This window comes from Thiocapsa rosea (assembly GCF_003634315.1).
Lineage (GTDB): Bacteria > Pseudomonadota > Gammaproteobacteria > Chromatiales > Chromatiaceae > Thiocapsa > Thiocapsa rosea.
This window is the reverse complement of record NZ_RBXL01000001.1, coordinates 413331-439044: the sequence shown is the minus strand read 5'-3', so window position 1 is coordinate 439044 and position 25714 is coordinate 413331. Positions and strand designations below refer to the sequence as shown.

The 25714-nt window shown below is 65.0% G+C and carries 18 protein-coding genes; 10 read left to right on the top strand and 8 right to left on the bottom strand.

Annotation, left to right across the window (positions count from 1 at the left end):
- Positions 1-2 precede the first annotated feature (2 nt).
- Entirely contained in the window at positions 3-203 is a 201-nt protein-coding gene (locus tag BDD21_RS01915) for a hypothetical protein (RefSeq protein WP_120795701.1), read from the top strand.
- A 6-nt stretch (positions 204-209) separates the two neighbouring features.
- Here the strand turns inward: BDD21_RS01915 and BDD21_RS01910 are convergent, their stop codons facing one another.
- Positions 210-3371: an efflux RND transporter permease subunit gene (locus BDD21_RS01910; RefSeq protein WP_120795700.1), complete on the bottom strand. Its 3162-nt coding sequence runs from the start codon at positions 3369-3371 to the stop codon at positions 210-212.
- 9 nt (positions 3372-3380) lie between these two features.
- Positions 3381-5153 (bottom strand): efflux RND transporter periplasmic adaptor subunit, encoded by a 1773-nt coding sequence (locus BDD21_RS01905; protein WP_147430966.1) that lies wholly within the window; start codon positions 5151-5153, stop codon positions 3381-3383.
- Between the two features lie 477 nt (positions 5154-5630).
- Between BDD21_RS01905 and BDD21_RS01900 the strand changes: the two genes are divergently transcribed.
- Positions 5631-5942: a hypothetical protein gene (locus BDD21_RS01900; protein ID WP_120795698.1), complete on the top strand. Its 312-nt coding sequence runs from the start codon at positions 5631-5633 to the stop codon at positions 5940-5942.
- A gap of 104 nt (positions 5943-6046) precedes the next feature.
- Here BDD21_RS01900 and BDD21_RS27685 read toward each other — a convergent pair whose 3' ends face one another.
- Positions 6047-6349 carry a hypothetical protein gene (locus BDD21_RS27685; protein ID WP_170164666.1) on the bottom strand — a complete coding sequence of 101 codons (303 nt, stop codon included), beginning with the start codon at positions 6347-6349 and terminating at the stop codon, positions 6047-6049.
- Positions 6350-6561: 212 nt separating this feature from the next.
- Here BDD21_RS27685 and BDD21_RS01890 point away from each other — a divergent pair, with 212 nt between their 5' ends.
- Complete coding sequence (locus tag BDD21_RS01890) at positions 6562-6873, top strand: hypothetical protein (protein WP_147430964.1); 312 nt, start codon at positions 6562-6564, stop codon at positions 6871-6873.
- Positions 6874-6980: 107 nt separating this feature from the next.
- Entirely contained in the window at positions 6981-7415 is a 435-nt protein-coding gene (locus BDD21_RS01885) for a hypothetical protein (RefSeq protein WP_147430963.1), read from the top strand.
- A 168-nt stretch (positions 7416-7583) separates the two neighbouring features.
- On the opposite strand, the gene uvrA is transcribed toward BDD21_RS01885, so the two are convergent.
- Positions 7584-13226 (bottom strand): excinuclease ABC subunit UvrA, encoded by a 5643-nt coding sequence (uvrA, locus tag BDD21_RS01880; protein WP_120795694.1) that lies wholly within the window; start codon positions 13224-13226, stop codon positions 7584-7586.
- A gap of 89 nt (positions 13227-13315) precedes the next feature.
- Positions 13316-14425 (bottom strand): GGDEF domain-containing protein, encoded by a 1110-nt coding sequence (locus BDD21_RS01875; protein ID WP_120795693.1) that lies wholly within the window; start codon positions 14423-14425, stop codon positions 13316-13318.
- Positions 14426-14750: 325 nt separating this feature from the next.
- Here BDD21_RS01875 and BDD21_RS27680 point away from each other — a divergent pair, with 325 nt between their 5' ends.
- Positions 14751-14912 carry a hypothetical protein gene (locus BDD21_RS27680; protein ID WP_170164665.1) on the top strand — a complete coding sequence of 54 codons (162 nt, stop codon included), beginning with the start codon at positions 14751-14753 and terminating at the stop codon, positions 14910-14912.
- Positions 14913-15107: 195 nt separating this feature from the next.
- On the opposite strand, the gene BDD21_RS01870 is transcribed toward BDD21_RS27680, so the two are convergent.
- Positions 15108-16718, bottom strand: a complete 1611-nt coding sequence (locus BDD21_RS01870; RefSeq protein ID WP_120795692.1) for an AlbA family DNA-binding domain-containing protein — start codon at positions 16716-16718, stop codon at positions 15108-15110.
- 182 nt (positions 16719-16900) lie between these two features.
- On the opposite strand from BDD21_RS01870, the gene BDD21_RS01865 reads away from it, so the two are divergent.
- Positions 16901-17368 carry a PH domain-containing protein gene (locus tag BDD21_RS01865; RefSeq protein ID WP_120799693.1) on the top strand — a complete coding sequence of 156 codons (468 nt, stop codon included), beginning with the start codon at positions 16901-16903 and terminating at the stop codon, positions 17366-17368.
- Positions 17369-17521: 153 nt separating this feature from the next.
- On the opposite strand, the gene BDD21_RS01860 is transcribed toward BDD21_RS01865, so the two are convergent.
- Entirely contained in the window at positions 17522-19018 is a 1497-nt protein-coding gene (locus BDD21_RS01860) for a leucyl aminopeptidase (protein WP_120795691.1), read from the bottom strand.
- A gap of 178 nt (positions 19019-19196) precedes the next feature.
- Between BDD21_RS01860 and lptG the strand changes: the two genes are divergently transcribed.
- The gene (lptG, locus tag BDD21_RS01855) at positions 19197-20261 is read left to right on the top strand and encodes an LPS export ABC transporter permease LptG (protein ID WP_120795690.1); all 1065 of its coding nucleotides are present in this window, start codon (positions 19197-19199) and stop codon (positions 20259-20261) included.
- A 167-nt stretch (positions 20262-20428) separates the two neighbouring features.
- Here lptG and BDD21_RS01850 read toward each other — a convergent pair whose 3' ends face one another.
- Positions 20429-20893, bottom strand: coding sequence for an RDD family protein (locus BDD21_RS01850; RefSeq protein ID WP_120795689.1), 465 nt, complete (start codon positions 20891-20893; stop codon positions 20429-20431).
- A 304-nt stretch (positions 20894-21197) separates the two neighbouring features.
- Between BDD21_RS01850 and BDD21_RS01845 the strand changes: the two genes are divergently transcribed.
- From BDD21_RS01845 to BDD21_RS01835, 3 genes are all read left to right on the top strand, one after another.
- Entirely contained in the window at positions 21198-23798 is a 2601-nt protein-coding gene (locus tag BDD21_RS01845; RefSeq protein ID WP_120795688.1) for a PAS domain-containing sensor histidine kinase, read from the top strand.
- A complete protein-coding gene (gene fixJ / locus BDD21_RS01840; protein ID WP_120795687.1) occupies positions 23795-24421 on the top strand; it encodes a response regulator FixJ in 627 nt (208 codons plus the stop codon). Before BDD21_RS01845 ends, fixJ begins: the two co-directional genes overlap by 4 nt.
- Positions 24422-24549: 128 nt before the next feature.
- Positions 24550-25533 (top strand): aldolase catalytic domain-containing protein, encoded by a 984-nt coding sequence (locus tag BDD21_RS01835; RefSeq protein WP_120795686.1) that lies wholly within the window; start codon positions 24550-24552, stop codon positions 25531-25533.
- Positions 25534-25714 lie beyond the last annotated feature (181 nt).

Here is a 25714-nt window from a genome sequence, read left to right as displayed (position 1 = left end):
CGATGCCGATTCGTCCACAACCACACTTTGATCACGAAGGCACCCTTGAAGAGCTCGCGGGCTTCGGCAAGAACAGCCGCTTCGACGTGGTCATCGACAATGAGGATTTCGCGGACATTCAAGTCATCTGCAAACGGGGCACGGATGATGACGTGAGCGACAACAGTATGCCTCGGTTTCAGGCTGGCCACGCGTTCCGGTGACCTTGCCTACCGCGCATCGACCAACCGCAGCACCGGCGCCTGCCCCCAGCGCAGGAACATGACCGGGGTCAGCAGGGTATCGAGCAGCGTCGAAGAGATGAGTCCGCCGAAGATGACGACGGCGACGGGGTAGAGGATCTCTTTGCCGGGCGCCTCGGGGCTCAGCAGCAGTGGTAGGAGCGCGAGGATGGTGGTCAGCGCCGTCATCAGCACCGGGGTCAATCGGTCCAGGCTACCTTCGATGACGGTGGCGGGGCCGAAGGGGCGGCCCTCCAGCGTCATTAGATCCAGATAGCGGTCGATCTTGAGGATGCCGTTGCGCGTGGCGATGCCGGCGAGCGTGATGAAGCCGACCAGGCTGGCGACCGAGAGTGTCTGACCCGCGAGCTGCAGCGCGATGACGCTGCCGACCAGCGCGAGCGGCACGTTGGCCAGAATCATCAGGGACAGGGCGGTCGAGCGATAGCGGCTGTAGAGGACCAGAAAGATCAGTGTCAACGACACCAGCGACAGCAGACCGATCAGCCGGGTGGCCTGCTCTTGGGCCTGAAACTGGCCCTCCAGGCTCAGGAAATAGCCCTCGGGCAGCGGCAGCTCGGCCATCGTTCGGCGCACCTCGGGGATCAGGTTGGCGAGGTTGGTGCCGTCGCTGTTGGCGGAGACGACGATGCGGCGCCGGCCGTTGTCGCGGCTGACCTGATTCGGCCCGTCGGTCTCCTCCACGTCGGCGACGAGGCGCAGCGGGACGTGGCCGCCGGGGGTTTCGATCAAGAGTGCGCGCAGTCCCTCGGGGGTGCGGTCGGCGTCGTCGACACGCAACACCACGCCGATGCGGCGGTTGTCCTCGATGATCTGGGCGACCTCCTTGCCGCCAACCAGGGTGGCGAGCGCATCGTTCACCGCCGCCGGGGTGATGCCGTAGGCGGCGGCGCGGGCATAGTCGACACGCACCTGTGCCTGGGGGATGCGCACCTGTCGCTCGATCTGCAGATCCACCAGGCCGGGGGTGTCGGCAAGTCCTTGGCGTAAGGCCTCGGCGAGCGCGCGCAGGGTGTCCAGATCATCGCCGAAGACCTTGATCGCGATCTGGGCGCGAATGCCCGAGAGCAGATGGTCGAGCCGATGAGCGATCGGCTGGCCCAGGCTGACTGCGGCCGGCAGCGGAGCGAGCCTGGCGCGGAGATCGGCGAGGATCTCTTCGCGTCCGCGCTCCCCGGTCGCACCGGTCGCGGGGACCAGATCCACGTCGATCTCGGAGTAATGCACGCCCTCGGCATGCTCGTCCAGCTCGGCGCGACCGGTGCGCCGGCCGGTCTTGACCACCTCCGGCACCTGTCGGATCAGCGCCTCGGCAAGGGTTCCGACCCGGTTGGATTCGGCGAGCGAGCTGCCCGGGTTGAGCAGGACATTGATTGTCAGGGTGCCCTCGTTGAAGGCGGGTAGAAAGGTCCGCGGAAAGAAGGGCACCGAGGCGGCGGCAATCGCGACCGCCAGCACGGCGGCCCCGAGCAGGAGCCGGGAATGCCGGAACGACCACCCGAGCAGGCGCCGATCCGCCGCCTTGAGTACGCGCACCAGCGCCCCGTCGCCGCGATCCATCAGCCGCGCACGCGGCAGCAGCCAGGAGCAGAGCACCGGGGTCAGGGTGATGGAGACCAGGGTACTGGCGAGGATCGCGACGATATAGGCAATGCCCAAGGGCACGAACAGCCGGCCCTCGATGCCGGGCAGGGCAAACAGGGGCACGAAGACCAGGACGATGATCAGGGTCGAGTACAGGATTGCCGAGCGCACCTCGAGGGTCGCATCGGCGACGATCTTGAGCATGGCGAGTGTGTCCGCGCCCGCGCGCCCGTTCGGCCCGTCATGCGCCGTCTTCGCCCGCCATTCGCGCAGGCGCCGCAGCACGTTCTCGACCCCGACCACGGCGTCGTCCACCAGCTCGCCGATGGCGATGGCCAGCCCGCCCAGGGTCATGGTGTTGACCGAGAGCCCCATCCAATGGAAGACCAGCGCGGTGACCAGCAGCGCGACCGGCAGCGCGGTCAGCGAGATGAAGGTGGTGCGTAGGTTGAGCAGGAAGAGCAGAAGCACGACGGCGACGATGATCGCGGCATCCCGCAGCGCCTCCTGCACGTTGCCGACGGATGCCGCGATGAAATCGGCCTGCCGGAACAGGACCGCGTAATCCAGTGTCCCGGCGGGCAAGGTCTCCCAAAGCGTCTCCAGGGCGCGCTCCACCTCGCGCGTCAGGGTCAAGGTGTCCGCCTGCGGCTGCTTCTGGACCGACAGGATCACCGCCGGGCGACCCTCGAAGCTCGCGTCCCCGCGCTTGACCCGCGCACCCCAGCGCACCTCGGCCACTTGGCGAAGCAACACAGGCGCGCCCTCGCGCTGGGCGACGACGAGGTTGCGCAGATCGTCGAGCCGCGTGGTGCGGGCGAGATTGCGTATGAGGTATTCCTGCGCCTGACGTTCGAGAAAGCCGCCGCTGGTGTTGCGCGCGAAGCCCTGCACCGCGGTCTCGAGCTCGGCGAGCGTGATCTCCAGATCGCCGAGCATCCGCACATCCGGGACCACCTGCGCCTGGCGCACTTCGCCACCGATCGGAATGACCTGGGACACGCCCGGGAGCGTCAGCAGGCGCGGGCGCAGCACCCACTCGGCGAAATCGCGCACCGCCATCGGCGATGTTGTCTCGGTGCCGCCGGCCTTGCTGTCGGCCTCCGAGGCGAAGACCGCCACCAGCATGATCTCGCCCATGATCGAGGTCACCGGGCCCATGTGCGGGGTTACCCCCGGCGGTAGCTCCCCGCCGACCGTGGTGAGCCGCTCGGCGATCTGCTGGCGATTGCGGTAGAGGTCGCTGCCCCAGTCGAACTCGACATAGACGATCGACAGCCCGATGCCGGACACCGAGCGCACCCGCGTCACGCCGGGCAGACCCTTGACCGCTGCCTCGATCGGAAAGGTCACCAGTTGCTCGACCTCTTCCGGCGCCATGCCCTCGGCCTCGGTCATCAGGGTGACCGTCGGCTTGTCCAGCGCCGGGAAGACGTCGATCGGCAGGCCGAGCGCCTGGTAGCTGCCGTAACCGATCAGCACAAGGGCCGCGGCCAGGACCAGCAGCCGTTGCCGCAGACTGGTTTGGATGATCTGTCTGAACACGGGCGGGCCTCAGCGCACCTGACCGAGCAGCGCGGCGCCGTCGGAGACCACCCGGTCCCCGGCTGCGAGCCCGGCGGTCACCACGCTGTCGCCGGCACCCAGCGCCCGGACCCGGACGCGCTGCGGGCGGAAGTGCTCGGGCTGGACATGCACCCAGACCAGCTCGGCGCCGTCCGGGCCGCGCTGGACCGCGGCGCTCGGGATGCGCAGACCCGTGCTGCCGTGGAACATGGTGGCGACCACCGTCAATGGTTGGCGCACGACGAGCTGGTCGGGTGGCCGGGAGGTACCGGGCTTCTCCCCCGGCGGGTCTGGCTCGATCCGGAATTGAATCGGCAGGGCATGGCCGCGCAGCTCGTAGCCGCTGCCGATCGGTGTCAGGCGCAGCAGTCGGCCTTCGGTCGTGGTGGCGCTGGCCGAGGTGAAGTGGGTCGCATGGTCGGTGTCGTAGAGCAGGGCCTCGACGAGCAGACGTTGCGGGTCCACGACCGTAAACAAGGTCTCGCCGCCGGCCACGATCTGGCCCGGCGAGGCGTTGCGCAAGGCCAGCACGCCGCCGACCGCGGCGGTCAGCGGCATCCGCGCGCTGAAGCTGTCGGCGATCGCCCGGCGACGGGCGGTCAGGCTCATGTGCTCGGTCTCGGTCTCTTCCAGCTCCTGGCGCGGGGCGTTGTCGCCGAGCTGGCGCAGGCGGATCAGGTTGCGGGCGAGGTTCTCGATGCGTCCGTCGAGTTCGGCCATCTCCGCCTGCAGATCGGTGCTGTCCACCGCGTCGAGAATCGGCACCAGATAGGCCAGCACCTGACCCTCTCGGATCGAGGCTCCGAGCAGCGGCAGACCATCCTCCGGCAGCTCGATGCGGCCCCGCAGCGGCGCCTGCACCAGCGCACTGGCGTTCGGATCCGGGATCACATGGCCGGACAGGGTGAAGGTGTCCGGCCACTCGCCGGGCTCGGCGGGAGCGGTGCGGATGCCGAGCAGCCGTTGGGTCGGTTTCGGCACGAACAGGGTACCGTCCGGCAGGCGCGCGGCGGCCTGGCCGGCGGCCGACGGACCGGGCGCCGGATCGGGTGTGCCATGGTCGTGTCCCTCGTGGGCGCGGACGGGTCCGACGGCGTCCAGCGCCAGCAGCGTCGTTGCGAGGAGCGCCAGCGTCATCATCGCGGCCGTGGTCGAGGAGGGTGAACCCTTCGGCGGGGTCCTTTGGCCTGATGGCTCGCCTGGTCCGCCGCGGTCCCGGTGGTCGCGCCACAGCAGCAGGGCCAGACTGCACAGGGCCAGCAGCACGACCGCCCCTTGCAGCAGCGGAACGGAGTCATACCAGGCAGGCGATCCGGCGGGAGGCTGGGCATCGATGCCTGGATCGTCCGGCACCTCCAGGGCCCCCAACAGCAGATCCGCCAGCGTCGGCGACTCGATCGTAAAGATCAGGTCATGGCGGCCCGGCTCCGCCAGCGGACCCGGATCGAGTCGGTAGACGCCCTCGCCCTCATGGGTCGCGGTGCCCTGCCAAGCCCCGCTCTCGACCTGCAGGACAGCGTCCTCGATCGGGCGGTTGGTCGCAAACTCATCCAGATAGACCGTCAGTGTCCCGTCTTCGAGTACGGCAACCAGCTCCAGATCCGCGGACTCGGCGCTGACCCGCGGCGCCAGGGTCGCGGTGACCGGTGCCGGCAACGGAGGGCCGTGGTCGTGGCCTTCGTGGGCGGAAACCTCGGTCGTGGTCAGGACAGACAGCACGGTCGCGAGCAGGATCGGGAGGTAGGCCGGGGTTCTCTGCATGTCGTTGTCTCGATGGGCTCCCGAGTCGATGCTGACGAGCAAATCATTTCGGCCACTTCCCCTCGATAGAGGGGGGCGGGGTCGGGGGTCTGCAAGGTGACTGCCGAACCGTCACGCTCCCCGTTGTCTCCGAGAGGCGTAGCCCGCGGGGGAGACCACCGGAGTGCATGGTGGTCGATGTCTCCAGTCAGGACGCTGACGGCGAGATGACAAGGTTGTCATTGAGGCACTGGATCCCTTCCGCCTATTCGTTTTGCCGTCGACCGAAAAACTCACGCCGCACGTTCTTTCCGTTCAGGTCTCGTTCAGGCTGTCTTACGTATTCTGCATCCAACGACGGGATACAGCAGATCTCGTCGCCATAAACCCCTGACGTGAAGGCAGGGCCGATTCGCCGGGAGATACGACAGTGTTCCGAATCTCGCCGAATCCACTCAACCCGTCCGATATGCTTGATCAACCGAAGAGGCTAAACCAATGACCAACACGACCTCCAAGCTCCTTCCCGCCGCTCTTGCTGCCATCCTTGTCACGCTCGGCGGGGTCGCATCCGCACAGACCAACTTCAATACCACGATCCAGGAGGGTCGCATCAATACCAACGATACCTCTCAGCGTGGTGCGTACAACGACAACGCGACCTATCAGGAAGGGAACGACAACGCGAACCGTACCAAGCAGCGCGGGAACGAGAATTGGAACCAGACCGGTCAGTTCGGCAGGATCAATTACAACGAGACCAGCCAAGGGCCTATGTCCGACCGCAGTTCCAAGCAGCGCGATCGTTAATCTGAAGGGCTGTCGAGCCGACACCCCGGCGCGGGTGTCGGCGGCCGGGTCTACTCAACGAATGGTGTCAGCATATGAAAACCTCGATCTTGTCGGTTGGTATCCTACTGTTTTCGCTTGTTCCCTTGGCGCAGGCCGATGCGGGGCGCGACCGGACGCAGGGTCCCTGTTACAGCGTCAATATCCAGAATGACCGTGTCAATCAATCGGATGTTCAGCAGGATTGCGAGATGAACTTTAGTCGAACGGTGCAGGCCGGAAAAGTGAATCGGACGACAACGATCCAAACCGGTGATGTGAACAACAACAAGGTTCGGCAGTATCAATATCAACATCCGCGATATCGGATTTCCGGGGATGGCGATTAGTCTTGGGTGTGGTCGCTGTTCGCGATAGGCGTCGCTCATAAACCCTGACACGTCGATGATCGCAGCGGTAGGGTGAACAAGCGTAGCGCAGTCCGCCAGCGTCGGCGCGGGGCTCGGTGGACTTCGCTCTCGCTCGTCCACCCTACACCGAGGATCATGCGACTGGCGGAATCGCATCGGCCGGGATGGCGGTCGACCTTTGCTGCGGTGAATCGGCCGAGCCTGTTTTTCAACCGAATAAGGTCAAATGAATGTCGAATTCAATCTCCAGACCAATCTCCGTTGTCGCGGTCATGCTGTCGGCTTGCCTGTGCGGTCCGGTCTTGGCGCAGGACAATACCAATACGTCCGTTCAGTCGGGTAAGGTCAACATCAATCACACCCGCCAATGCGGAGACATCAACGACAATGCCACTTATCAAGACGGCAAGGTCAATATCAACACGACCAGGCAGGGCGGCTGCAACGACCGAGGGAGCGGGAAGGGGCAAGCGGGCGGGGCGAAGGCCAATGGCACACACCCGGGTCAAGGACGCTCGGCGCTCGCCGCGCGGGCGCGATAGCACAACACGCGGTGCGCCGGATCGCTGGCGCTCGGGGCACACGACCGAGGTCGGCGCTTCGGGTTGGCGCCTGTCCCTTCTGGTTGACACGCCCGTGGGAGAGACCGATGAAGATCAAACGAATCAGTGCGAGAGGCATGGGCTCGGGGTTGCTTGGCCTGGCTGTTTTATCGATGAGCGTCGTGACGGGATGTGCCGTTGCGCAGACCCACACATCCGGCGGGTCGACGGCGGTGATCCAACAGAGCGGTGGAACCCGTCCGGTCGAGTCGCGGGTCACACGTTATCGCGATGGGCAGACGATCGTCACACAGGACGGCCGCAACACCGATGTCACCATTCAACGCGATAGCGCGGCTGCGGTCTCAGGCACCGATGGACCGCGTGCGACATCGCAGGTGGAACGCTTCGAGCGGTCTTCGAGCCGGGACGGCGTCAGCTCTCGGTTTCCCGCGACCCGGCGAGGTGTCGATGAGGTGCGGGAGACGTCCGTGTCGACTCAGGATGCATTCAAGACGCGGATGCTTGAGCGGATGCGCTGAATGGTGTTGCGCGTAGGATGGGTAGAGCGCAGCGAAACCCATCCTCCCCGCTCAGACACCCAATCCGAGTGGCGGCGCGGCGCGGCGTGGAAAAGATGGGTTTCGCTGCGCTCTACCCATCCTACGTTTTGGTTGTTTTTGAATCGTTCGTTGGGGCCTGACGGACGATCAGCGCCGGAGTGCTTGGGCGGTCGGGAAGTCGCCGGCCTTCGCGACTGTTTCCGGCGTGCCTTCGGCGACGACCCGACCGCCTGCGTCGCCTGCTTCCGGGCCTAGGTCGATGATCCAATCTGCTTCGGTCATAAGATCGACGTTGTGCTCGATGACCAGGACCGAGTGACCGGCGTCGACAAGTCGATGCAGGACGTTGAGTAGGCGTTCGACGTCTGCCATGTGCAGGCCGACGGTCGGCTCGTCGAGGACATAGAGCGTCGGGCGGGCTGCACCTTGATTCGTCGTCGATCGGGCCTTGGTCAGCTCGGTGACCAGCTTGATGCGCTGGGCCTCGCCGCCCGAGAGTGTGGGGCTGGGCTGACCGAGCTGCAAATAGCCGAGTCCGACATCCCGGAGCAGGGCGAGCGGGTGGTGAATGGCGCGGTGTGCGCGAAAGACATCCACCGCCTCGTCGACGCTCAAGCGCAGGACCTGACCGATGTCGAATCCCTGGTAGCGCACCTCGCGGGTCTCGCGATCGAAACGGCTGCCGCCGCAGACCTCGCAGGTCATGCGGACATCCGGCAGGAAGCTCATCTCCAGCTTTTGCACCCCCTGTCCCTCGCAGGCGCTGCAGCGCCCGCCGCTGGTGTTGAAGGAGAAGCGTGCCGGTCCCCAGCCGAGGATGCGGGCCTCCGAGGTGGCGGCGAAGAGGCGGCGGATCGGGTCCCAGAAGCCGACATAGGTGGCCGGGCAGGAGCGCGGTGTCTTGCCGATCGGCGTCTGGTCGACCTCCAGGACGCGCGCGAGGCCCTGCCATCCGGCCAGGCGTTTGCAACCGATCAGGGTGCCTTTGACGGGTCGCGAGCCTGTCTTGCCCTCCTGCGTGAGCAGGTTGCGCAGGCTCTTGACCAGGACCTCGCGCACCAGTGTCGACTTGCCCGATCCCGAGACGCCGGTGATGCAGACCAGCCGGGCGAGCGGGACGCGGACATCAATGTCCTGAAGGTTGTGCCGGCGTGCACCCGAGATCAGGAGCCCGTCGTCGCCCTTGCCGGTCGCGCGGACCGGCCGCGAACGTCCCCGCGCGCGGGCGAGACAGCGCCCGGTGACGGAGGCCGGATCCTGCATCAGCTCCAGCGCGGTGCCGCGGGCGATGATCTCGCCGCCACGCGAGCCGGCGCCCGGTCCCAGGTCGATGACCTCGTCGGCGCGACGGATGGTCTCCTCGTCGTGCTCGACGACCAGGATGGTGTTGCCCTTGGCCTGGAGCCGGTCGAGTCCGTTCAGGAGCAAGCGGTTGTCGCGCGGATGCAGGCCGATGGTCGGCTCATCGAGGATGTAGCAGACACCGCGCAGGTTGGAGCCGAGCTGGGCGGCGAGCCGGATGCGCTGGGCCTCGCCGCCGGAGAGCGTGGGCGCGGCCCGATCCAGGGTCAGATAGCCGAGCCCGACCTCGGCGAGAAAGGCGAGGCGCTCGCGCACCTCGGCAAGCAGGTCGTGGGCGATGGCGGTCTCGCGCGTGTCCAGGTGCAGGCCGGCGACGAAGGCCCCCGCCTGCTCCACGGTCAAAGCCGAGAGATCCGCGATGGAGCGCTCGCGAAAGCGCACCGCGAGCGCCTGCGGGTTGAGACGTGCGCCGCGACAGCTCGGGCAGGGCTGAGACTCGACCGCGTCGGCCTCCTGCCATTGATCCTCTTCGCCCGACTGCTCCCCGTCGAAGTCGCGAAGCTCCAGTCCGGTGCCGAAGCAGTCCCCGCACCAGCCCTGCTTCGAGTTGAAGCTGAAGAGCCGCGGGTCGGGCTCGGGCAGTGCAATCCCGCAGCTCGGGCAGGCGCGTCGGGTCGAGTAGGGCGTCTCGGTGCCCCAGGTCCCGTCGACGACATCCACGACGCGGATCGCGCCCTTGCCGAGATCCAGGGCCTGGTCCAGGAGTGTGAGCAGCGCGTTCTCCTGATCGGGTCGGATCGCGACCTCCCCGACCGGCAGGTCGATGCTGTGCTCGCGATAGCGGTCGAGCCGCGGCCAGTCGCGAGTCTCGACCGGTTCGTCGTCGACCCGCAGGACGAACCAGCCATGCCGGACGGCCCAGTCGGCCAACTCTTTGTAGATACCCTTGCGCGCGATCACCAACGGCGCCATGAGTGCGACGGTTTTGTCCCGGTGATCGCGCCCGATCCGCTCTAGGATGGCGTCTCGGCTCATCGGCTCGATCGGCACGGCGCAGGTCGGGCAGGTCTGGATCCCGAGCCGGACGTAGAGCAGACGCAGATAGTGGTGGATCTCGGTGAGTGTGCCGACCGTGCTCTTGGCGCCGCCGCGACTGGTGCGCTGCTCGATGGCGACGGTGGGTGGGATGCCGAGCACGGCATCGACATCCGGCCGCGCGGCGGGCTGGACGAACTGGCGGGCGTAGGCGTTCAGCGACTCCAAGAACCGACGCTGGCCCTCGGCAAAAAGGATGTCGAAGGCGAGCGTGCTCTTGCCGCTGCCCGAGACGCCGGTGATGACGGTGAAGCTGTCGCGCGCGATCGTGAGGGACAGATCCTTGAGGTTGTGCTCGCGGGCGTGGATGATCTGGATCCCCGCCTGGATCGGGGCGGCAGGCGGCAAATCTGTTGCCACGGAAGGACACGGAAGACACGGAAAAGGACTGTCTTCCACCGACCAGGCCAGTTGAGAGGATCCTCCCGAAAATGCTTCTTCGTTCCGTGTCTTTCCGTGTGTTTCCGTGGCAAAAACCATCTGGGCGTTTAGGATCCGCAGATGCTCGGCCAAGGCCCGCCCCGTATGTCTCGTCGCATGTGCCGCGACCTGCTCGGGCGTGCCGCAGCAGACCAGCTCGCCGCCCGCCTCGCCGCCTTCGGGTCCCAGGTCGATCAGCCAATCCGCCGCGCCGATCAGGTCGAGATTGTGCTCGATGACGAGGAGCGAATGCCCCTTGTCGAGCAGGCGCCGGAAGGCGTTCAGCAGGACCGCGACATCGGCGAAGTGCAGCCCTGTCGTCGGCTCGTCGAGCAGGAAGAGCAGACCGCCGTCGCGCGCCTTGCCCCGGCCTGATTTGGCGAGATGACCGGCGAGCTTGAGCCGCTGGGCCTCGCCGCCCGAGAGTGTGGGAACCGGCTGGCCGAGCCGCAGATAGCCGAGCCCGACCGCGAGCAAGGGCTCCAGCGCCCGTTTCAGATCGGCGTCCTCGGCGAAGCAGACAAGTGCCTCGGTCGCCGTCATCTCCAGCACGTCGGCGATCGAGCGTCCGGGCTCGCCGGGCCGGGCGCCGATCTCGACCTCCAGCACCGGCGCGCGATAGCGCCGGCCGTTGCAGTCCGGACAGCGCAGATAGACATCGGCGAGGAACTGCATCTCCAGATGCTCGTAGCCGTTGCCGCCGCAGGTCGGACAGCGTCCGGTGCCGCTGTTGAAGCTGAAGGTGCCGGCGGTGTAGCCGCGCTCCTTTGCCAGCGGCAGGGCGGCGAAGCGTTTGCGCAGCACGTCGAGCGCGCCGACATAGCTCGCCGGGTTCGAGCGCGAGGTCCGCCCGATGCTGGATTGATCGAGCAGCACGACATCGGCGATCAGGCTGTCTCCGTCGATCCCGGCGTGCTCGCCCGGCGGCTCGTCGGGATGGCCTTTGAGCTGGCAGAGTGCGTTGTAGATGACCTCCTGCACCAGGGTCGACTTGCCGGATCCCGAGACGCCCGTGATCACCGTCAGGCGGTGCAGCGGGATCTCGACATCGATCCCTTTGAGGTTGTGGGCGCGGGCGCCGCGGATGTGGATCCGCGGTCCGTCGGACGCCGGCGGATTGGCCGGGTGGCCGGCGGCGACCTGTCGCCGACCCGCCAGATAGTCGCCGGTGAGTGATCCGGCCGTGCGGATCAGGTCCTTCGGCGGCCCCTCGAAGAGGATGCGCCCGCCTTGCTCGCCGGGTCCGGGGCCGATGTCGATGATCCGGTCGGCGGCCCACATCACCTGCGGGTCGTGCTCGACGACCACCAGCGAGTTGCCCTGGTCGCGCAGGCGCCGAAGGATGGCCACGATCCGGTCCATGTCGCGCGGGTGCAGACCGATGCTGGGCTCGTCCAAGACGAACAGCGCGTTGACCAGTGTGCTGCCGAGCGCCGTGGTCAGGTTGATGCGTTGCACCTCGCCGCCCGAGAGGGTGCGCGATTGGCGGTCCAGGGTCAGATAGCCGAGTCCGACCTCGCAGAGATAGCGCAGGCGCGAGCGGATGCCGTCGATCAGCAGATCCAACGCCGGGTCCAGCGGCAGCGCGTCGCAGAAGTCGCGACAGGCGCTCAAGGGCAGACGCATCAGGTCGTGGATGCACAGACCGGGGAGTGCCTGCCAGGTCGCCTTGTCCATGCCGATGCGTCCGTGCCGGAAGCGGCGCTCGGGCGCCGGGGCTTGATGCATGAGCGCCTGATCGGCGAGCGCCTTGTCCCCGACCCGCCAGTCCAGCGCCTCGTCGGTGAGTCTGGCCCCGTCGCAGGCGGTGCAGACATCGTAGGCGCGGTAGCGCGAGAGCAGCACGCGCACATGCATCTTGTAGCTGCGCCCTTCGAGCCAGGCGAAGAAGCGGCGCAACCCGTACCAGACGCCGGCCTCCCACTCGCCGTCGCCCTCGATGATCCAGGCGCGGTCGGCATCGGTGAGGTCGCGCCAGGGCAGATCGGTCGGGATGCCGCGGCGGTGCGCGAAGCCCATCAGGTCTTCCTGGATCTCGGAATAGCTGTCGGACTGGATGGGTTTGATCGCGCCTTCGAGCAGCGATTTGGACGGGTCCGGGACGACGAGCGACCAGTCGATCCCGATGGTGCGTCCGAAACCCCGACAGGTCGGACAGGCGCCGACGGGCGAGTTGAAGGAGAAGCGGCTCGGTGTCGGATCCGCATAGGCGATGTCGCAGTCGGCGCAGTGCAGATCGGCCGAGAAGCGCCAGGGCGGGCCGGGTTGGCGATCGGCGTCGAGCGGGTAGACCCGAATGCGTCCGTGACCGCGGGCCAGCGCGGTCTCCAGCGCCTCGATGGCGCGACCGCGGTGCTCGGCGGTCAGACGCAGGCGGTCTTGAATCACCTCGATGGCGGTCGCGTCCTCGGATAGGATCCGAACATAGCCCTGCTGGGCGAGCAGTGTTTTGACTGCCTCGACATCCAGGGACGCGGGCACCGGCACGCCGAAGGCGATCGAGACATTTCGGTCAGCGGCCTCGGGGAGTCCGACCAGATACTCCCAAATCCCCTCGGGCGTATCGCGCCGAACCTCGCGACCGCACCCGCGGCAGAACAGCCGGGCAGTGCGCGCAAAGAGGAGCTTCAGGTGATCGTTCAGCTCCGTCATGGTGCCGACGGTCGAGCGCGAGGTGCGCACCGGATTGGTCTGGTCGATGGCGATCGCGGGCGGAATGCCCTCGATGCGGTCGGCGGCGGGTCGATCCATCCGATCGAGGAACTGACGCGCATAGGGCGAGAAGGTCTCGACATAGCGCCGCTGGCCCTCGGCATAGAGTGTGTCGAAGGCGAGCGAGGACTTGCCCGAGCCCGAGACCCCGGTCACGACGATCAGCGCGTTGAGCGGCAGGTCGAGATCGATGTCCTTGAGGTTGTTCTGGCGCACCCCGCGCAGACGGATCAGATCCCGTCGCAGACTTGGTTCTGGCATTGGCGTTTAAACCGCGCTCAGCGCGTGATGTGATGTTCTTGGATGGGATCGGCCCCGGCCGACTTGACGGCGGATGGAGTCGGCGCGGTTTAGCCGAAAGGCTCTCGACGGGTATCCGGATCGTCATGCGGGGCACGGGCCATCTCGGCGATCTCGCTGAAGGCGAAGATGCGGTTGCGTCCGGCGCGTTTGCTCGCATAGAGCGCCTCGTCGGCGCGCACCATGAGGTCGTCGACCTCCGTGGCCATGCTCGGATAGGTGGCATAGCCGATGCTCACGGTTGTGGTCACCGCGTCCTTTCCGGTGTCGATCAGGGTGCTGGCGACCATCATGCGTATCCGCTCGCCGGCCTCGTGCGCTGCCTGCTCCGTGGTATCCGGAAGGAGCAGGATGAACTCGTCGCCGCCGTAGCGCGCGACCAGATCCGCGCTGCGGATGCTCCGACGGATCCCCTCGGCGACGGCGCGGATGACCTGGTTGCCGACGCTGTGGCCATAGCGGTCGTTAACCTCTTTGAGGTTATCCGCGTCCACCATCATGACGCCGAAGGGGCGGTCGCGCAGAACGGCGGCCTGCTTATGGCGCGCGAGGGCGACCGAGAAGGCGCGCATGTTCGGCAGCCCGGTGAGTTCGTCGGTCTCCGAGAGGCGCTGCACGAAGGTGCGCGAAAAACTCATGTCCGAGGCGATCAGCGAGGTGACATAGGCGACCAAGGCGACGGGCGCAAACAGCAGCATCAGGCGGCTGAAGGTCGAATAGGCGAAGAGCTCGGTTCCCGCGGCCGTGTAAGCGGCGAAGAGATAGAAGCTGGCGATGAGGGCCACCTCGAGGAGTGTAATCAGCTTGCCGAGCGTGAGGGCGCTGAAGACGATGACCAGCAGGAAGAGGCTGATCAGCGGGCTGTCGACCTTGCCCGTGTGCCAAACCACGAAGGCCGTGAAGGCCAACATGGCCCAGGTTTCGATCGTGAGCTTCCAGCGTGCCGGTAGTGTGAACAGGTTCAGGTAACGAAAGCCCAGGATGAAGACGGCGAAGACCGCGATCGCGGCGGCGATGCCCAAGGTTTGCTCGACGGGTTCGTCCGGCAGCACCAGATAGACCAGCACGAGCACCAACAAGAGCCACTCGATCTCCGCCAGGGTTCGATTGAATCCCCGCAGCTCGATGGGGTCAGGCAAGGCGACATCCTTCTTCTTCATATCCGAAGGCCCCGGCGATGGCTCGTCTGGTTTTCTATCGTTGCAAGGCATGCATTCTAAGCCGATCCGGAGCGAGCCTTATCGGACGTACGGCACATTGCGTTCGACCGGTCTCGACTCTCGGGTCCGGACCTGCGTGGACGGGTCGAACGGCGGGCGGCGCACCGATTTCCCTGAAAACTCGATTGACATTTCGCATCGCAACGCGTGCGGTCGAGGCTTGTGCTTGACTCGGATGCCCCTAGCTTACGTTAGGCGGGAGAAGCGAGCCGACCGCTCGCCGAATCCCACCTTCCCAACCTGACCCGATCGAGGATTTATGCCCATGTCCATGCGTCTCTCCACCCTCGCCACCGCAGTTCTCCTTGGTGCCATGCTGGTCGCCGGCTCCCTCATGACCGCCCAAGCCGGCGAAGGTTGTACCAAGGACAAGAACAAGGACAGCGGGACCGCAACGGCCTTCCCGACCCAGATCCGGCAGCTCTAATCTCCGAACTGCGTCCGGTGCGATAAAAAGCCGGTCGGGGCGCGATCACTCTCGCCTAGACCGGCAACGTGGCCGAGACCCAGTTCAAAGATCTTTTTTGAGAATCGTTGAACCGCGTCGCTCCGGCATTCCAAAGTTGTCCCGACAGCGACACAAGCGACACCCCGCGCATACCCTCCCAAAACGCGGTTCAAGCTAGAACCGACCTCGTATGTATTTGAGCGCACGGCTGATCGGCAGCTCGATGTTCGACGGACCGTTGCGGATGATGAACAACTCTCGATTCTTGTCATCGTGCAGAAAGGCCGGCGTGTCCGCACGCTCGCACTCGACCGCTCCCACGCGCAGATCGTCCAAATCATAGAGATCGAAGCGCACGAACCGCGCATACTCGGCCCCGATATGGTGGTTCAGCAGGTTTTTGAAGTGCAGTCTGCACTTGTCCTCGTTCTCGAACTTGTCGGCCTCCAAGCCCAGTACAGCTCCGCTGTCCGATACCCCGAGCAACAGAATCCCGCCTTCCGAATTCAGGAAGGCCGCGACGGCCTTCAGCCAAGCCATCTCGATCTCCCGACCCGTGACCTTGCTGTGCAGGTTCATGCGCATGGTGGATTTGAACTCCAGATGCGTGCTTTCGCCCGAGGCGACCAGCTCGCGCAGATCATCCTCGGCGCGACGCCGGTCGATGCTGAGCTTGGGCATGTCGCGCAGTTGGCGATGGTACTTGCGCACCACGAGCGTCGTCATGGCCAGGCTGGCCATCAGGATGCCGAGCACGGTGAGGGCGACGATATGCCACCGGCTCTGGAGGATCGCGAGGGTCTCGGAGACAGGAAGGACAACGCCGGACCAGCCGCCCGAGAGGTCCTCGGTCAGTGGTCTGAAGCCGCCCCACCACTGAACCCCCGAGCTGTTGAAACGGATCAAACCCTGTGACGGTCGGCCCGCCAGGTTCCAGGCCGACACCGCGTCGAACGCCAAGGGGCCGCCGGGTGTGAGATGGGCCGAGAAGAAGCCGCTGGCCCGTTCCGGATCCGGCGTTCGTGCGTCGTCCTCGGGAACATAGACGCCGCCCGCACCGCTGAAGAGAAAACCGCGTCCTTCGGCGGCGACGGCATGTCGCTCGATGCTCTCGACGATGGTCTGGATGGTGACGTCCAAGGCGGTCACCCGCAGCTGTCCCGACTGCATCCAACCCAAAGATGCCGTGAGTCCGGGGACTTGGGTCGACTCGAAGACATAGGGTCGGGTCCAGAGCAGGGTGCCGGGTCGGTCGGCCGCCGCGCTGAACCAGGGGCGTGTGCGCGGGTCGTGCTCGCTTGCCTCGTCGCGCGTCTCCAGCGGACGCAGCTCGGCGTCCCAGCGGGTGACGCGCACCGGCTGTCCCGTCCCGGCTTCCTGCAGTCGGCTCATCCAACCGTCGCCGTCGCGGCGCAGAAAATACTCGGCCCCTTCGGCCGAGGCATCGATCGCGGCTGCGATCTGGCCCATGTGCGCGAGGATCGGGGTCAAGCGTTGATTCAAGGCGCCCTCGTCGGCCGGGGTCAGGCCGGCGGCGACAAGACCGTCGCGAATGATCAGGAGCTGCTGCTCGACCGGCACCAGGAGACCACGAACCTCGTCGCGAACCAGTGCGGTTGCGGCCTCGATGCGGCTTTCGGCCAGATCCTCCTTGATAAGGTTGATCAAGAGGATATTGATGGCCACCAAGAGACCGACGGTCAGGAGCACCAGCAACACGAGGTCGCGAAGCAGCCGCGAGCGGACTGGACCCGAGGAGGTCCGCAACAAGGAGAAGGGTGTCATGGGGGAGGCTTAGGAACGGCTCAAAAATAAGTAAAACAACTCGACATGCGATCGCGCGAAATCTCTCGCTGCTCTGGGTATAGTAACCCCACCCGCACGGGGTGATCTCGTGCTCAGGTCGTGCGGGACGCGGCGACGAGACATGTCGACCGATCCTCCAGGCAAAGAGACAGGAGATGCCGATGTCCGAGATTCATTACGACGCTCATCCCTCGATGTTGCGAATTCGTCCTTTTTCGACCCCATTGATGATCGTCCTGTTGCTGGCGGGGATCCTGTTCGCCGTGATGGGTCCGGCATTGATCCCGGTTCCACTGCCCGAGCCGCTCGATGAGCGGATCGTCAAGATCTCGGGCCTGGTCGTCGCCGGACTCGCCTTGCTGCAGCTGTGCATCTGGTGGTTGGCCACCCGCTCCGACCATCTCGTCATCCGCGACGACGAGCTGGTTTGGACCCATGGTCTTCTCAGCAAGAGCTACACCGAGATCAAGCTGTCTTCGGTGCGTACGGTGCGACTCCATCAAAGCCTCCTGCAACGCATCCTGAATGCCGGCGACATCAAGATCTACACCTCCGGGGACGATCCGGAACTCATCGTCCGCGGCCTGCCGAACCCGAGTCTTCTGCGCGAGCTCATCAAGCGCAACTGAACCGCGTCCACAGTCCATGATGCGGTTCGGGTCGGGTTGGGCGTCGAGGTTACCAACGACGTTGTCCCTGACGCGGTTCAGAATAAAAAATCAACATTCTGAACGGCGTCTCCCGTGTCTATGGTCGATCCACTAACCACTAACCACTAACCACTAACCACTAACGCGCCGGAGCAGGAACTGTGTGAGCAAGGCAACCGGCCGTCCGGTTGCGCCCTTCTCCTTGCCGCTCAGCCAGGAGGTTCCGGCGATATCCAGATGCGCCCAGCGATAGGCCTTGGTGTAGCGCGCGAGGAAGCAGGCAGCGGTGACGGCGCCGGCCTCGCGGCCGCCGACGTTGGCCATGTCGGCGAAGTTGGTGTCGAGCTGCTGCTGGTAGTCGTCCCACAAGGGCATGCGCCAGGCGCGATCGGCGGCGGCTTGGCCGGCCGCGAGGATCTCCTCGGCGAGATGATCATCCGTGGTAAAGAGGCCGGAGGCATGTTTGCCGAGTGCGATCACGCAGGCGCCGGTCAGCGTGGCCAGATCGATCACCAGCTCAGGGTCGAAGCGCTCGCTGTAGGTGAGCGCGTCGCAGAGGATGAGTCGGCCCTCCGCATCCGTGTTGAGGACCTCGATGGTCTGTCCGGACATGCTGGTCACGATGTCGCCGGGTTTGTTGGCGTCGCCGTCGGGCATGTTCTCGGAGGATGGAACGACGCCGACGAGGTTGATCGGCATGCCCAGCTCACAGGCGGCGAGCATGGTCCCGAAGACACCCGCGCCTCCGCACATGTCGTACTTCATCTCGTCCATGTCGGCAGCGGGCTTGATGGAGATGCCGCCGGTGTCGAAGGTCAGGCCCTTGCCGACCAGGACGACCGGCTTGGCGTCGGGCTCGCCGCCGCGGTAGTGCATGACGATCAGCTTGGCCGGCTGGCGGCTCCCGCGCGAGACCGAGAGGAGGGCGCCCATCTTGAGTTCCTCCATGTCGGCCTCTTCGAGGATCTCGGTCTCCAAACGCTCGTAGCGCTCGCCGAGCTCCAGGGCCTTCTCGGCGAGATAGGTCGGGGTGCAGATGTTGCCGGGCAGATTGCCCAGTTCTTTGGAGAGTGCCATGCCGGCTGCGATGGCGCTGCCGTGTCGGATCGCCTGCTCGGCGCTTTGCGCGTCGGCCTTCTCGGAGAGCCAGACGTCGAGCCGCTTCAGCGGCGTCTTGGGTGCCTGTTTGTCGTCTTTTTTGGTCAAGGTGTAGCGATAGGTCTTGTCCTCGGCGGTCGTCACCAGGTCGCGCACGGCGGCGTAGAGGTCGAGGCCGTCGGGACCGAGTTCGGGCAAGGTACAGAGTGCGGCGCCCGCATGGGTCTGCTGGAGTGCAGCCACCGCGCCGATGAGTGCCTTGCGATAGTTGTCGCGCCCGAATTCCTTGTGTTTTCCGCATCCGACGACGAGGACCCGCTCGCTTGCCAGACCGGGCAGGTCGTAGAGCATGAGGGTGCCGCCGAGTCGACCGTCCATGTCGCCCTTCTTCAGCAGCTCGGACAGGCGACCGCCGGTGGCGGTATCGAGCGTGGCGGAGGGTCCGGCGAGCTTGCGCCCCTCGAAGATCCCGATCAGGATACAGGGCGTCTTGAGTTGCGCGATCTCGCCGGTCTTGATTCTGAATTCCATCGTCGGACTCCTGTTGAACGGATCTGGTGCTTTTGATGTCGAACAACGAGTCTACCGGAAGAGACCGCGCGGTCGAAGCCCGTCGGCATGACTGCGCCGCGGGTCCGTCGTGCCGAGCCGGGTCCGCCATCCGCGCGGCCTGCGGCCGCGCCCCGGTCGTGGCGCAAGGCCCGACGCCGTGATCATCCTCGAACGCTATCTTGCGCGTGCCGTCATCGGCGGGACCCTGCTCACGCTCGGGATCCTGCTGCCGCTGCTCGGTTTTTTCATCCTCGCCGACGAGATCGACGCGGTCGGGGTCGATGGTTACGGCCTTGCGGATGCGCTGGTGTTCATGGCGTTGAGCCTGCCGCGCTATGCCTATCAGGTCTTTCCCATCGCGACCCTGATCGGCGCCTTGATCGGCCTCGGGGCCTTGGCGAGTCGCTCGGAGCTGGTGGCGATGCGGGCCGCCGGCTTCTCGGTGGCACGGATCATTCGGGCCGGCCTGCTCGGCGGTGTGCTGTTGGCGGCGCTCGCGGTGTTCGTCGGGGAGGTGATCGCGCCGGTTGCGGAGCAGCGCGGCCTCGAGCTGCGCCGACAAGCGCTCTCGGGCGACGTCACCCAGCAGACCGCCTATGGTTTTTGGGCTATCGACGATCGCGCCTATGTCAACATCCGCGAGATCGCCTCGCCGACGCGCCTGCGCGACATCTTCATCTATCAGTTTGACGCGGATGCGGGCTCCCTGGTCGCGACCCACGCCGCGGGTGCGCGCTACAGCGAGGCCGGTTGGGTGCTGGAAGACATCGCGCGCAGCCGGGTGAGTGCGGCGGGGGTCGAGGTGGAGTGCATGGAGCGGGCGGAATGGAGCTCGATGCTGGATCCTGGGCTGCTCAAGGTCGTGGTCGTGGATCCGAAGGTGCTCCCGGTTTGGGGACTCTACAAATACATCCGCTTCATGACGATCAACAAGCAGGATGCCGGACCCTACGAGGTGGTCTTCTGGGGCAAGGTGTTGCACCCGGTCCTGACGCTTTCGATGATCTTCGTGGCGATTCCGATCATCCTCGGATCGGCGCGCACCACCGGGCTTGGTCCGCGCATCTTCGTCGGTGTCCTGGTCGGTATCCTCTATTATCTGGTCAGCCGCACCTTTGCGTTCGTCGCGCTGCTGTTCGGGTTGAACCCGCTGGTCGCGGCGATCATGCCGCCGCTGTTGTTCATCGCCGGGGCCTTGTTCTTGCTGCGCAGGGTAGGCTAGTGGAGCAGTGCAGAGATTCCGAGACCGTCCGAGGTGGTTTTATGTTGTCGTTGTCGTTGTCGTAGTCGTATTCGATAGTCGATATACGACAACGACAACGACAACGACAACGACAATGACAACGAACCGTCTCGACACATCTGCCGTGCTGCACTAGAGACAGCGCCTCAGGGTTTCTTCCCGGATGGCAGCAGAATCACCAGCCGAGTCTGCGATTGGCGGTCGTGCCAGGCCAGACCGTCACGGTCGATCAGGCTCCACCAGAGGCCGAGTCCGGCCGGCAAGAGGCTCAACACGGCCCATCCGAAGCGCTTGAGCGCATCGCCCTTGTTCAGGTTCTCGCCGTCGTCGCGGATGACGCGAAACCGCCAGGCACGCATGCCGAGGGTCTGGCCGCCATGGGTCCAGAAGTAGACGTAGAACGCGCAGATCACGATCGCCAAATAGATCTGCATGAGGGCCAGATGGATCGGATGCTCGTTCGGCGAGGCACCCGTGAGGCTCGTGTAGGGGATCACGACCAGCATGACGGCGAACATCAGAACGCCGAGCAACAGCACGCTGTCATAGAGCAGTGCCCCGATACGGCGCAGCAGGGAAGGGGTCTTGGCAAGGCTGATGTCGAGGTCCATGGTGTCCTTAAACCGCGCCCGGCGCGGTATGCGATGTTTGTGGATGGGGTCGGCCCCGGCAGACGCCACGATCGCTGGAGTCGGCGCGGTTTAAGATTCTAAAAAACAGATCATTTTAAGCCGCGTCCCTGCCAAGGGTTGTGGATGCGCCAACCGTCGAGTTCACAAGAAGACCGGCATCTCGCTCTGGACGCGGCTTAGGTCTTATGATTTTTCACTGAAACCGCGTCGAGGAAAAGGCGGCCGATAGACTGGAGGCCGGTCCTGACTCAACGTCGGTTTCGTACACTCCGGACGCGGTTTCATGCGGCTCTCCGTCAAATCCATCCTGTTCGTCCTGTTCCGGCGTGTACCCATGCCCGTGATCGCGATCCTGGTCGGGCTTGCCGTGGGACTCGCGGTATGGGGGCTTCTGGATCAGGTGCAGAGCCGTCAGGTCGACAAGATCTTCGAGCAGGAGCTTCAAGCGCAGCTCGACCAGCGTGCACGCGAGAGCCTGATTCGATTCGACCGTTATCTCTCCAACTACGGGGCGACCACGCGCCTGCTGGCCAACCACCGACGCCTTTCGGAATATCTCGAGCCGCTGTTCTGGTTCGAAGACGACACCGCCGTTCCCGTCATCTACAAGGAGTTTCGCCCTCATTGGCTCCCGGATTTCTTCGATCGCGAGGCGCTGAGTCCTCCGAGTCATGTGCTGCTCACCGATCCGCAGGGGCGTGTGCGAGAGGTCTTTCAATCCGGCAACGATCCGTTGCCCGAGGAGATCGCGACCCGGATCCCGACGCGCTTGCTCAACGTGCGGGAGGTACGCTCCGTCATCGAGCGATTCGACGACGGACTCTACTTGCTCAGCAGCGATGCTGTCGAGGATGCCGGCGGTTACGCGATGGGGCATCTGGTGGTGCTGGTGCCCGTGGACGACGCCTTTTTGGCCTCCTCTCAACGCGGCGTCTATGTCGGGCGCGCCGCGGTGGCTTTGGTGGACGGGGCCGATCAGCGGATCATCGCGAGCGTCGACTCCGAGATGCTGGTGCCCGGAAGCCTGCTCTCGGACTGGTCCGAAAGCTACCTGGTCACCTCCCAGTCCATGGCGGAGTACGAGGGTGCCGACTCCAGCGTGCTGTTTGCAACCTTTGTCCCGCATGCCGCGGTGGAGAAGATGTCGCGGCATGTCCGTATCTTCGAGCGCCGCCAGCGCGGGATCGCCGCTGCGGTCTACATCCTGGTCTTTACCGCGGTCATCTATCTGGTGTCGTCGCGACTGAACGCGGTGCTGAAGCGCATGACGCGGTTCTCGCAACGTGCGCTCGGTATTCCGGAGCCCGGGTTCCATCGCGACGGCAACCAATTGCTCTTGCTCGAGGAATGGATCCAACATTTCACGCAACTGGTGCTCAAGGCGCGCGAGGAGATGAGCATCAAGCATCAGGCGGAGATGCGCGAGAGCGAGGCGCTCAAGGCGGCCGTCATGGAGGCGTCTCTGGATGCGATCGTGACGCTCGATCACGGCGGTCGGATCATCGAGCTTAATCCGTCTGCCGAGCGGGTGCTGGGGCTTGATCGCGGCGATGCCTCGGGGACTGTCTTTGCCGAGCGTTTTTTGCCCGAGATCGCACGCCCGGCCTTTCAGCGACTCCTCGACCGCTCGCGCCACCTGCACCGCGAGCCTCAGGGCCGCGGCGAGTTGGTGGCGCTGCGCTCGGACGGCTCGGAGATCCCGGTGGAGATTTCGATCGTGCCGATCGACCTGGAGTCCGAGCGGTTCTACACGCTCTACATCCACGACATTACGGCGCGCAAGCAGGCCGAGCGCGAGATCAAGAGCCTCGCGCGGTTCGCCAGCGAGAGCCCGAACCCGATCCTGCGGGTGACGGGCGACGGCCTGATCGTGTATGCCAATCGAGCCAGTCGACCCTTGTTGCAGGCCTGGGGTGCGGAACCCGGCGAGTGCCTGCCGGAGGATTGGCGCGAGGAGATCGCCGTGGCGCTCGACAGCGGCGAGCCCCAAGAGCGGGAGCAGGAGATCGCGGGACAGGTCTATTCGCTGCTGTTCGCGCCCATTCGGGATCTGGGCTATCTCAACATCTATGCCCGCGACATCACCGCGGTGCGCCGCGCCGAGCAGGAGGCCCGCCAGCATCAGGCCGAGCTGGTGCATGTCTGCCGACTCAGCACCATGGGCGAGATGGCCACCGGCATGGCGCACGAGCTCAATCAGCCGCTCTCGGCGATCGTCAACTATGCCAACGGCTGTTCTCGCCGTCTGCAGAGCGCCTCGTCCAAGACCGAGGACTTGGTCGGCGCCATGGGCCAGATCACGGTGCAGGCGCAGCGCGCAAGCGAGATCATCCGTCGTCTGCGCGCCCTGGTCGGCAAGCAACCGCCGATCCGCACCGACGCCGATCTCAATCATCTGGTGCGCGAGGTGTGCTCCTTTGTCGAGTTCGAGACCACGCGGATGGCACTGCAGATCGAGCTGGATCCGGGCGCACATCCGATCCCCGTCAATGTCGACCTGGTCCAGATCGAGCAGGTGCTGCTGAACCTGGTTCGCAACGCGATCGATGCCCTGCAGGAGTCGCCCGAAGAGCGTCGCCGTCTGTGTATCCGCACCCGGGTGGAGGGGGATCAGGCTATCGTCGAGGTCGAGGATACCGGCCCCGGAATCACCGCGGATCGCATCCTGCATCTCTTCCATCCCTTTTTCACGACCAAGGAGGGCGGCATGGGGATGGGCTTGGCGATCAGCCAGACCATCGTGGAGAATCACGACGGCCGCATCTGGGCCGAATCCGAGCCAGGACAGGGCTCGACCTTTTATGTCTCGCTGCCGCTCGCGCAGGCCGACAGGCCCGACGCGGCGGACGCGGGTAAATCCGAGCTCCTGGAGAGCCTGACATGACCAACGACGCAACCGTCTTCGTCGTCGACGACGACCAAGCCATGCGGACCTCTCTGCAGTGGCTGATTGAATCCACCGGGATGTCGGTCCAGACCTACGAGTCGGCCGATGTCTTTCTCGCGAGCTATTATCCGGGACGTGCGGGCTGTCTTCTGCTCGATGTTCGGATGCCCGGGATGAGCGGCTTGGAGCTTCAAAGCCACCTCGCGCGCGAAGGCTATCGTCTGCCCGTCATCATGATCACCGGACACGGCGATGTTTCGATGGCGGTCAAAGCGATGAAGGCGGGAGCGGTCGACTTCATCGAGAAGCCGTTTCACGACGAAGATCTGCTGCGCAGCATTCGGCGCGCACTCGACTACGACGAGAGACACCGTGCCGACCAGGCGGCACGGGCCGATATCGCGACGCGGCTCGCCGAGCTGACGCCGCGCGAGCACGAGGTCATGGCGATGGTCACGGACGGCAAGTCGAACAAGGATATCGCCGCTGCGCTCGGCGTGAGCGCCAAGACGGTCGAGGCACATCGCGCCCGGGTCATGGAGAAGATGCGGGCCGACTCGCTTGCCGAGCTGGTGCGGATGGCCTTGATCGCCTCGGCGGAGGGTCCGGCGACACGCTGATTGCCGAATTGATCCTTGGGTTGCGCCTTGGGTTGCGTCCGGCTTCGAGTCCGTTGACGGCGGGTTTGCTCAGAAGTCGTCGGAGCCTCAAAATGCCCGATCTTCAATGATTCTCCGGAGCATGTTTGATGTCCGAAAAGGCCCCCTGGATTACCTTCCGACCCGAGCTTAAGGTGCTCGATTGCACCGTTCGCGATGGGGGTCTTGTCAATGCCCACCGCTTCGACGACGCGTTCGTCGCCGCCATCTATGGCGCCTGTGTCGAAGCCGGCATCGACTACATGGAGATCGGCTACAAGAATTCGCCGCGTGTCTTCCCGAAGGACAAGTTCGGTGCTTGGCGCCACTGCGACGAGGCCGATCTGCGTCGCGTCGTCGGCGATCACGATGCCGAGACGACCGGGCTGAAGCTCGCCGCCATGGCCGATGCGGGCAAGAGCGACTGGCAGACCCAGCTCATCCCCGCAAGCGACAGTGTGCTCTCGATGATCCGCGTCGCCTTCTACGCCCATCAGGTGTCCGAGGCGGTCGATATGATCCGCCATGCCACCGAGCTCGGCTACGAGACAACCGCGAACCTGATGGCGGTCTCCAACATCAGCGAGACCGAGATCGATACCGTGCTCGAGGCCATCGCCGAGACGCCGGCCAGCACCATGGTGATCGTCGACAGCTTCGGCTATCTCTACCGCGAGCAGATCGACCGGCTCTACCGCAAGTACACCGCCGCACTCGAAGGCACCGGCAAGGAGATCGGCATCCATGCCCACAATAATCTCCAATTGGCCTTCGCCAACACCATCGAGGCCATCATCCTGGGCTGCAACCGGGTCGACGCGACGATCTTCGGCTTCGGCCGCGGCGCCGGGAACTGCCATACCGAGCTGCTGCTCGGTTTTCTGCGCAATCCGAAATTCAACGTTCGCCCTATCATCGAGGTCATCCAGAACCGGATGCTGCCGCTGCGCAAGGAGTTGGACTGGGGGCCGTCCGTTCCCTACAACATCACCGGGCAGCTCAATCAACACCCGCGCTCCGCAATCGAGTGGCGCGAGGGCGCGACGCCGGATGACTATTTGACGTTTTACGATAAGGTCGTTTCGGAGATTTGATGGTTGCTCGCGGGCAGCCTCCAGCCTCCAGCCTCCAGCCTTCAGCCTTCAGCCTTCAGGGAACGGATGAAGCCTGATAGCTAACAGCTAACAGCTAACAGCTAACAGCTAACAGCAGGAGGCAAGAGGCAGGAGGCAGGAGGCAGGAGGCAGGAAGCAGGAAGCAGGAGGCAGGAAGCAG

Bases quoted from the DNA above. Each gene is read 5' to 3' on its own strand.
- BDD21_RS01915 (WP_120795701.1), top strand. From the start codon at position 3: ATGCCGATTCGTCCACAACCACACTTTGATCACGAAGGCACCCTTGAA.
- BDD21_RS01905 (WP_147430966.1), bottom strand. From the start codon at position 5,153: ATGCAGAGAACCCCGGCCTACCTCCCGATCCTGCTCGCGACCGTGCTG.
- BDD21_RS01900 (WP_120795698.1), top strand. From the start codon at position 5,631: ATGACCAACACGACCTCCAAGCTCCTTCCCGCCGCTCTTGCTGCCATC.
- BDD21_RS27685 (WP_170164666.1), bottom strand. From the start codon at position 6,349: ATGAGCGACGCCTATCGCGAACAGCGACCACACCCAAGACTAATCGCC.
- BDD21_RS01890 (WP_147430964.1), top strand. From the start codon at position 6,562: ATGTCGAATTCAATCTCCAGACCAATCTCCGTTGTCGCGGTCATGCTG.
- BDD21_RS01885 (WP_147430963.1), top strand. From the start codon at position 6,981: ATGAAGATCAAACGAATCAGTGCGAGAGGCATGGGCTCGGGGTTGCTT.
- uvrA (WP_120795694.1), bottom strand. From the start codon at position 13,226: ATGCCAGAACCAAGTCTGCGACGGGATCTGATCCGTCTGCGCGGGGTG.
- BDD21_RS01875 (WP_120795693.1), bottom strand. From the start codon at position 14,425: ATGAAGAAGAAGGATGTCGCCTTGCCTGACCCCATCGAGCTGCGGGGA.
- BDD21_RS27680 (WP_170164665.1), top strand. From the start codon at position 14,751: ATGTCCATGCGTCTCTCCACCCTCGCCACCGCAGTTCTCCTTGGTGCC.
- BDD21_RS01870 (WP_120795692.1), bottom strand. From the start codon at position 16,718: ATGACACCCTTCTCCTTGTTGCGGACCTCCTCGGGTCCAGTCCGCTCG.
- BDD21_RS01865 (WP_120799693.1), top strand. From the start codon at position 16,901: ATGTCCGAGATTCATTACGACGCTCATCCCTCGATGTTGCGAATTCGT.
- BDD21_RS01860 (WP_120795691.1), bottom strand. From the start codon at position 19,018: ATGGAATTCAGAATCAAGACCGGCGAGATCGCGCAACTCAAGACGCCC.
- BDD21_RS01850 (WP_120795689.1), bottom strand. From the start codon at position 20,893: ATGGACCTCGACATCAGCCTTGCCAAGACCCCTTCCCTGCTGCGCCGT.
- BDD21_RS01845 (WP_120795688.1), top strand. From the start codon at position 21,198: ATGCGGCTCTCCGTCAAATCCATCCTGTTCGTCCTGTTCCGGCGTGTA.
- fixJ (WP_120795687.1), top strand. From the start codon at position 23,795: ATGACCAACGACGCAACCGTCTTCGTCGTCGACGACGACCAAGCCATG.
- BDD21_RS01835 (WP_120795686.1), top strand. From the start codon at position 24,550: ATGTCCGAAAAGGCCCCCTGGATTACCTTCCGACCCGAGCTTAAGGTG.